Raw genomic sequence first — 6,309 nt, forward strand, 5'->3', positions numbered from 1 at the left:
ACGGGGTGGACGTCATCCACGGCCTGCGGGGCTGGACCACCGTGCCGATCATCGTGCTCTCCGGCCGGGCCGGCAACCAGGACAAGGTCGAGGCGTTGGACGCCGGCGCCGACGACTACGTCACCAAGCCCTTCGGCATCGACGAGCTGCTCGCCCGCATCCGCGCGGTCACCCGCCGCACCGCGCTCCACGAGGCCGAGCTCTCGCAGATCCACGTCGGTGCCCACGTCGTCGACCTGGTCGGCAAGACCGTCTCCGGCGGGGTGCGGTTGACGCCCACGGAGTGGCATCTGCTGGAGATCCTGCTGCGTAATCCCGGCAAGCTGATCAGTCAGCGTCAGCTGCTCACCGAGGTCTGGGGGGCGAAGTATCTCAAGGAGACCCATTACCTGCGTCAGTACATGGCTCAGCTCCGTAAGAAGCTGGAGCCGGATCCGGGCCGCCCGGTCCATCTGCTCACCGAGCCGGGCATGGGCTACCGCTTCCAGCCCTGAGAACCGCCGCCCCTGAGAGCGGTGGACTCGGCAGGCGGCGGACCGTCGTGCGGAACCCGTCAAGAAGCGTGGAGGGCATGTCAGGGATCCGTAAGCAGATCAATCCGGCGGCGCTTTCCGGAGTTTGATGGGAGACGAAAGGCGTGGTTCTCCCAAGGAGGTGGTTGCGGTGTTCCGATCCGAGCAGGTCGGGTTCTCGCTCGCCGGTGGACTCCTCGCCGTCATCGCCGCGACCGTGGTGGCCTCGCTGGTCTTCACCGCGGCGGAGACCGCCGGACGGCTGTCTGTCGTGATGCTCGCCGTGTGCTGTCATGCCGCCCGGGGTGTCCGTGTCGCCGCGGCCGTGGCGACCGTCGTCATGGCGTGGCTGTTCACGACCGGTTTCCTGGTGAACTCCGCCGGGGAGCTCACCTTCGACGGTCCCGGCCTGTCCCGCCTGGGGCTGCTCGCCGTCGCGGCCCTGGCGGGTGGCGGATACGCGGTGTTTCACCGTGCGCCGGTCGCCCAGCGGAGGGAGAGCACTTCTGTGCCCTCGGCACAACATGATCACGCTGGTGATATGACAGTTTCGCACCCTGCTCAGATGGCTCACCTCAGGTGAATCGCACGGTTCCCCCCTTACCGCGATCCTCAAAGGACCTCCCGCGGGCGTCCTGACCGAGACGAAGGGGCTCGCCGACGCGCTCGCGCGCCGCAGGCTCGGTCACGGCAGGGGCGCCCGGATGAGGGTCGAGCGTGATGAGGTGCGGTTCACCGGCGGTTGGGTTGCCCGGAGCGGGTCGAATTTGTGCTCGGCCCTCATGGTGGTAGCATGGACTCAGTTGCAGTTGTGGTACCCATGAAACTTTATGTGCGCCTGACGGGATGTGACCCTCAGGTGCATTTTTGTTTGCTGGTCATCTCCAGATGGGCTCATTGCGGCTACGCGGGATCCGTACATCGCGGATTCCGGCTCTGCCCCTTACAAAAGGAGATCGACATGGCGACTGGAACCGTGAAGTGGTTCAACGCGGAAAAGGGCTTCGGCTTCATCGAGCAGGACGGCGGCGGCGCCGACGTCTTCGCCCACTACTCGAACATCGCGGCCCAGGGCTTCCGTGAGCTGCAGGAGGGTCAGAAGGTGTCGTTCGACGTCACGCAGGGCCAGAAGGGCCCGCAGGCGGAGAACATCGTTATCGTCTGACGCACAGCAGACCACGCGGCCGGGGCCCGCACCTCTCTGAGGTGCGGGCCCCGACCCGTTTCACCGGCCGGGCCCGGCCGGGTGGCCCCGCCGGGGTCTCGCGACACCCCGCGAGATCACGGCCCCGGCTGTATCACCACGATCACCTATGACGGTGCGGGACGGCCCACCACGAACGCCATCGCCGTCAGCTCCGCCGTCGCCGGAGGTGTGGCCGCCCCTCACACCACCCAGGCCTAATAACTTCACCACCGGCTCGCCGGCCACGACGGCCAGGGGTGCAACGCCCCTTACCATGACAAAATAATCAGGCAAAAATATCTGAACGGACTAATCGCCATCAGTTGGTACAATAATGGTATCTTACAGGCGGTTCTGACATATCATCACCGGCTACGTCTATGACGCCTTCGGCTGGACGGCCCGTGTGCCGGCCGTACAGGCGGCGGGCGGAGTTAATCTCCGGATCGGCTATTCGGCAGACGAGCTGTTAGCCGCCCTCACTCAAGACTCACTTGTCCCGGATTTCACCATCGGCCCCGTCAGTCGAATCCGTGCGGTGACCGGCAGTGGCGGACTGGTATCGGGTACCACGGCGAATCCTTGCCCGGGCAACGGAGACTTCCCTGTCTCGGTCGCGGAGGTCAATCGCGCCCGGACTCGGAATGTCGGCGGCCTCGATGCTTTCAACGCCACCCAGAGCGGTGACGACACCGCCACCTCGCGGTTGACGAACTCGCAGTCGGCGGGCTGCGCAAGGAACAAGGCGGCTGAGCGGCTGCTTCAACGGCTTTCGGTTCAGAATAAAGGTTATAGGGTCCGCGGGGAGACGCCGAAGAACCAACTGCCTCTGGAGCTGTTAAACGAAAGCGGTATGAGTGTGGTGGTCGGCTGCCTGTCGTCACGCTCGCAACTCCTTGAGTCCTTGGATATTTTTCAGTCGAATTGAGGGATGGATGACCCGCCGGCCCCATAATGACCGTGTTGCTGTCGCCGTAATGACTACCCGCCTTACTGTCGGCGTTGTTGTGTCATGGGCGTACGGAGGGGACCCGGAGTCGCCGTTTGTGTCGTTATGTTTTGGATAGCCATTATTCAATGACTGGGAAAAGCGTCGCCGCGGATCAAGTGACCGCTAGAACCGATGGAAACGCTCTTCCGGGCCGCGAGGTCATGCATTCTCCGCGCTTCGTGATCACCGCTGTTTCGAGGTTCGCCACGGTGCTCCCCGGAAGGCCGTCGGCCGGACATCGGGCCGGAAACATGTCGCCGGCTGCCGGGGCGATCTGGATCGCGCAGAGTAGGACACGCTGGTAGTGGCGTATGGAGGGCGGTCACCCTGCGTGATCAGACTGCTGCGATTTTCGTTGACGGGAGGCGGACAGTGAGATTCGCCACTTTTTCGCGTCGCCGGTCCGTCGACTTGGCGGACACGGCGTTCCGCGCCGGTCTCGGGGGTGGTCGCGCCGTTGGACTCGCGGCCCGGTGAGGTCGCTACCAGCGATGACAACTCAAAAGTCGGTAAGTGCGGCCGAAGTGCCGGGTGCCCGATGGGGGAGGGGGGTGCGTTGCCGAGGTGACAAGTGCCTTGGAATATCCCCTTTTCTCTGGACTCGTCTTCGTCGGCATGGTATTCATGGCCTGCGGCGGAGGTGTTCAGAACGCGGTGGTTCAACGATGTGAAGATGACTGGGAATGGAGGTCGGAGGCGAGCTGCGACGGCTTTGTCGAAGGGGTTGAAACAGCTTGAGCTTTGCTTTCTTCGTCAGGGTCGCCATAGCGTCGAATTACTGGTTGAATACACCGGAAATAGGATGGTAAGTACTGTGGCCTGATTGTCTTGGCGCACCTGCAATTGCAGGCGCCGGTCGTACTGGTGTGGCAACCTCGACCGGCATGCCTGTGCGCGGATGCGGCGGTTCATCGGTCGATGACGATTGGTCGCCGGTCGTTCAGTTGTCGCCCTGCTTTCCGGAGCTTAATCCGGTGGAAGGCCGCTGACCGCTGCTGAGTCGCGGAGTGTCGGCCGATCTCGTCGTCAGTGGCCCCGATCCCGGCCAGGACGGCCGAGCGCGGCCCGAAGAGGATCCACTGCCGTCCGCACCTGATTGACGTCTGCTCAAGACGAGACCGGCCCGGTCACCAGGCCACCGTAACTTCACGCAATTAAAGATCGGCATGCCGAGTCAGAGGTCTGGCTCTGTGGTGCGCCCTCCTGCGGACCGGCTGCAGCCGCCTGGTTGATCTTCCGCGTACTGAACCGTCTTTGGCGAGCCCAGAACTCAATGGATTCGACTGCCGAGCCACACGTCGAACTCGCTCGACAGACAGCACACCGACGGCCGGGAGACCGGATGCCGAATGACGGTCACGGCAGGCGCGTGACCGGATCGCCTCGGTGATGCCGGGGCCCGGAAAGCCGTGCTCCCTCCTCCGGTGGGCTGTCAGTCGGCATGAGATGGGAAGACATATGAGACTCAACCGCTTGAACGTGCCCCCATGGAGCAAGATCGCATTTATCGGAGCCCTTCTGTTCGCGTTTCGAATCATGGCCGCCGTGGACAGGGAGGGGCAGGGGGTGGGACCCGCGATTATCGCGCACCCGATTTTCGGCGGCCTCGTCCTGCTGTCCATCGCCATGGCGGTTGGCGAGATCGTGCTGAGGCGAAAGAGGTAGTGGCCTCCGCCTGACACGCGCTGGACGATTTCATCCCGCCTTGCCGGTCTGCGGCAGGAGAATCACGCTGACCCGCCGATCCACACGGAGAAGGCCACGGAGTGCGGAAAGTTCCGCTCCACGTCTTCGGCCGGGTGTCGGCCCGCTCTGCGAACCCCCCGGGGTACGCGGTCGCGGGACTATCGGAAGATCGGGTTCAACGCCGCCGTAGGGCCGGGTCGGTCAGGGCGGGAGGGACGTGCCCCATGTCGTCGGGGCTGATGTTCGCGCCTGGGGGAGCCAGGGCGTCGACCGCGTCGAGGACGTCGGGCGACAGCCGTACCGCGTCGGCGCCGAGCCGGCCGGTCAATCGCTCCAGGGCGCGCGGGCCGATCACCGCGGAGGTGACGGCGCGATGAGAGAGCACGGAGCCCAGGGCGAGGTGGATCATCGAGATGACGACTACCACCTACGCTTCGTGCACCGGCGGCTGAACAAGGTCCGCAAGCAGATTGACGCCATCGCCCGCTTCGAGGGGCGCACCACCAGCGGGTACAAGCCTCACTCCGACAACTACGACATGTCGGCCGACCGTACCGATCTCAGCATCGAGGACCTGCGTGGCAGCCACGCGAAGTTCGTCTACCCCGTCCTCCCCCCGCAGCCCTACGCCTTCCAGCTCATGGAGAACCCGCGCTCTCCCCTCTACCGGGTGGTCCGCCCGGCCTCTGGGAGGGAATGGCTCAGCACATGACGCGAACCGTCCGCCGGGACGTGGCCACACCGCTCGACCCGGACGAGTTCGACGGGCCAGTGGACAAGGACTGAAGGAGAACGGACATGATGGAGAGGAAGCTCACCGAGGCGCGCTGGACCCACATCGCGCTGCCCAGCTGCGACCTGGACAAGGCGATCGAGTTCTACACCACCATGACCCCGCTGGTGGTCGTCTCCCGGCACGAGGACAAGGACGGGCGCAACGCCTGGCTGTCCAACGACAAGCAGGTGGAGACGCCGTTCGTGCTGGTGCTGGTGGAGTTCGCCAAGGACAGGGGGAGACAGCAGCCGCAGCTCTCCCCGTTCGCGCACCTCGGCATCGAGATGCCCAACCGCGAGGACGTGGACCGGATCGCCGCCGAGGCGCGAAAGATGGGCTGCCTGCACTGGGAGCCGACGGAACTGCCGCCGCCGGTCGGCTACATCTGCGCGCTGAAGGACCCCGACGGCAACGTCGTGGAGATCTCGCACAATCAGCAGGTCTTCGAGGAGGTCCGCACCCTGTGGGGGAGCTGACCCGTCAGGTGGTGGAGCGTTACATCGGGGCGCTCAACCGGCACGACCCCGACGAGATCGCCGCCTGCGTCACTTTGGCCTTCCACAACGAGCACACCTCGTCGGCAGGGGTGGGCCTGCACGGCAGGGACGCCTATCGAGAGCGGCTGACGGGGTTTCTGGCGGAGTTCGCCGGACTGCGGTACGAGATCGAGGACCTGATCGTGGACGGGCGCCGGGCGGCGGTGCCGTACCGGATGAGCTTCACCTACCGGGGGCGGCCCGTCACCGTCCGCGGGATGTTCCGCTTCGAGGTCGAGGGCGGCCTCATCGCCCATCGGGTCGACTACTGGGACGGCGAGGAGTTCGCCCGTCAGACCTCCCGCTGAGCCCGCCGGATTCCGCCGGATTCCGTACCGGCGGTGGCAGATGACCGCTGTGCGCCGCCATGACCACGTGCGGGCTCACGCACCCGCCGATCACGGTCACGGCGCGCTCTCGGTGCGCCGCTCCGGCCGCGCGAGACGCTGACGGAGACGGGAGTGGTGAAGTGCGACCCGTTGCGCGGCCTGTTCAGGTTCGCTTGCCCGGTGGAAGGCGTAGACGAACCGCCGCCGCCGGGTGTCCCAGCCCGCGCACCACCAGAACCGGTCCCCGTCGGACCAGACCACCAGGCCCGCGCAGACCGCCACCAGCGCCAGCCC

Annotated in this window: 10 protein-coding genes and 1 pseudogene; 9 read left to right on the plus strand and 2 right to left on the minus strand. The window is 65.4% G+C overall.

All coding sequences use genetic code 11. From position 1 onward, the window contains the following. The 6 genes and pseudogenes from ACWEF2_RS31285 to ACWEF2_RS31310 form a co-directional block, all read left to right on the plus strand. On the plus strand, positions 1-494 hold a 494-nt coding region (locus tag ACWEF2_RS31285), incomplete at its 5' end, for a winged helix-turn-helix domain-containing protein (protein ID WP_453819853.1). 169 nt (positions 495-663) lie between these two features. Continuing rightward, positions 664-1,095, plus strand: coding sequence for a hypothetical protein (locus ACWEF2_RS31290; protein ID WP_355600407.1), 432 nt, complete (start codon positions 664-666; stop codon positions 1,093-1,095). Next, positions 1,070-1,255 (plus strand): annotated as a pseudogene (locus ACWEF2_RS31295) (chorismate synthase); the annotation flags it as partial. The gene ACWEF2_RS31290 and the pseudogene ACWEF2_RS31295, both read left to right, overlap by 26 nt. A gap of 218 nt (positions 1,256-1,473) precedes the next feature. Beyond that, positions 1,474-1,677, plus strand: a complete 204-nt coding sequence (locus ACWEF2_RS31300; RefSeq protein ID WP_453819854.1) for a cold-shock protein — start codon at positions 1,474-1,476, stop codon at positions 1,675-1,677. A 427-nt stretch (positions 1,678-2,104) separates the two neighbouring features. Then, positions 2,105-2,626: a hypothetical protein gene (locus tag ACWEF2_RS31305; protein WP_453819855.1), complete on the plus strand. Its 522-nt coding sequence runs from the start codon at positions 2,105-2,107 to the stop codon at positions 2,624-2,626. 1,521 nt (positions 2,627-4,147) lie between these two features. Next, positions 4,148-4,354, plus strand: coding sequence for a hypothetical protein (locus ACWEF2_RS31310; RefSeq protein WP_453819856.1), 207 nt, complete (start codon positions 4,148-4,150; stop codon positions 4,352-4,354). A gap of 196 nt (positions 4,355-4,550) precedes the next feature. Here ACWEF2_RS31310 and ACWEF2_RS31315 read toward each other — a convergent pair whose 3' ends face one another. Further along, a complete protein-coding gene (locus ACWEF2_RS31315; RefSeq protein WP_453819857.1) occupies positions 4,551-4,784 on the minus strand; it encodes a hypothetical protein in 234 nt (77 codons plus the stop codon). Here ACWEF2_RS31315 and ACWEF2_RS31320 point away from each other — a divergent pair. The 3 genes from ACWEF2_RS31320 (at position 4,776) to ACWEF2_RS31330 (ending at position 5,994) form a co-directional block, all read left to right on the plus strand. Further along, the gene (locus ACWEF2_RS31320) at positions 4,776-5,087 is read left to right on the plus strand and encodes a hypothetical protein (RefSeq protein ID WP_453819858.1); all 312 of its coding nucleotides are present in this window, start codon (positions 4,776-4,778) and stop codon (positions 5,085-5,087) included. The two genes, ACWEF2_RS31315 and ACWEF2_RS31320, sit on opposite strands and share 9 nt — an antisense overlap. 86 nt (positions 5,088-5,173) lie before the next feature. After that, positions 5,174-5,626 (plus strand): VOC family protein, encoded by a 453-nt coding sequence (locus ACWEF2_RS31325; RefSeq protein ID WP_453819859.1) that lies wholly within the window; start codon positions 5,174-5,176, stop codon positions 5,624-5,626. Beyond that, positions 5,614-5,994 (plus strand): nuclear transport factor 2 family protein, encoded by a 381-nt coding sequence (locus tag ACWEF2_RS31330; protein ID WP_453819860.1) that lies wholly within the window; start codon positions 5,614-5,616, stop codon positions 5,992-5,994. Before ACWEF2_RS31325 ends, ACWEF2_RS31330 begins: the two co-directional genes overlap by 13 nt. Positions 5,995-6,090: 96 nt before the next feature. Here ACWEF2_RS31330 and ACWEF2_RS31335 read toward each other — a convergent pair. Next, positions 6,091-6,309 (minus strand): hypothetical protein (locus ACWEF2_RS31335; protein ID WP_453819861.1); only part of this gene is annotated, 219 nt, incomplete at its 5' end.

This window comes from Streptosporangium sp. NPDC004631 (assembly GCF_053601935.1).

Bases quoted from the DNA above. Each gene is read 5' to 3' on its own strand.
- ACWEF2_RS31310 (WP_453819856.1), top strand. From the start codon at position 4,148: ATGAGACTCAACCGCTTGAACGTGCCCCCATGGAGCAAGATCGCATTT.
- ACWEF2_RS31325 (WP_453819859.1), top strand. From the start codon at position 5,174: ATGATGGAGAGGAAGCTCACCGAGGCGCGCTGGACCCACATCGCGCTG.
- ACWEF2_RS31300 (WP_453819854.1), top strand. From the start codon at position 1,474: ATGGCGACTGGAACCGTGAAGTGGTTCAACGCGGAAAAGGGCTTCGGC.
- ACWEF2_RS31315 (WP_453819857.1), bottom strand. From the start codon at position 4,784: ATGATCCACCTCGCCCTGGGCTCCGTGCTCTCTCATCGCGCCGTCACC.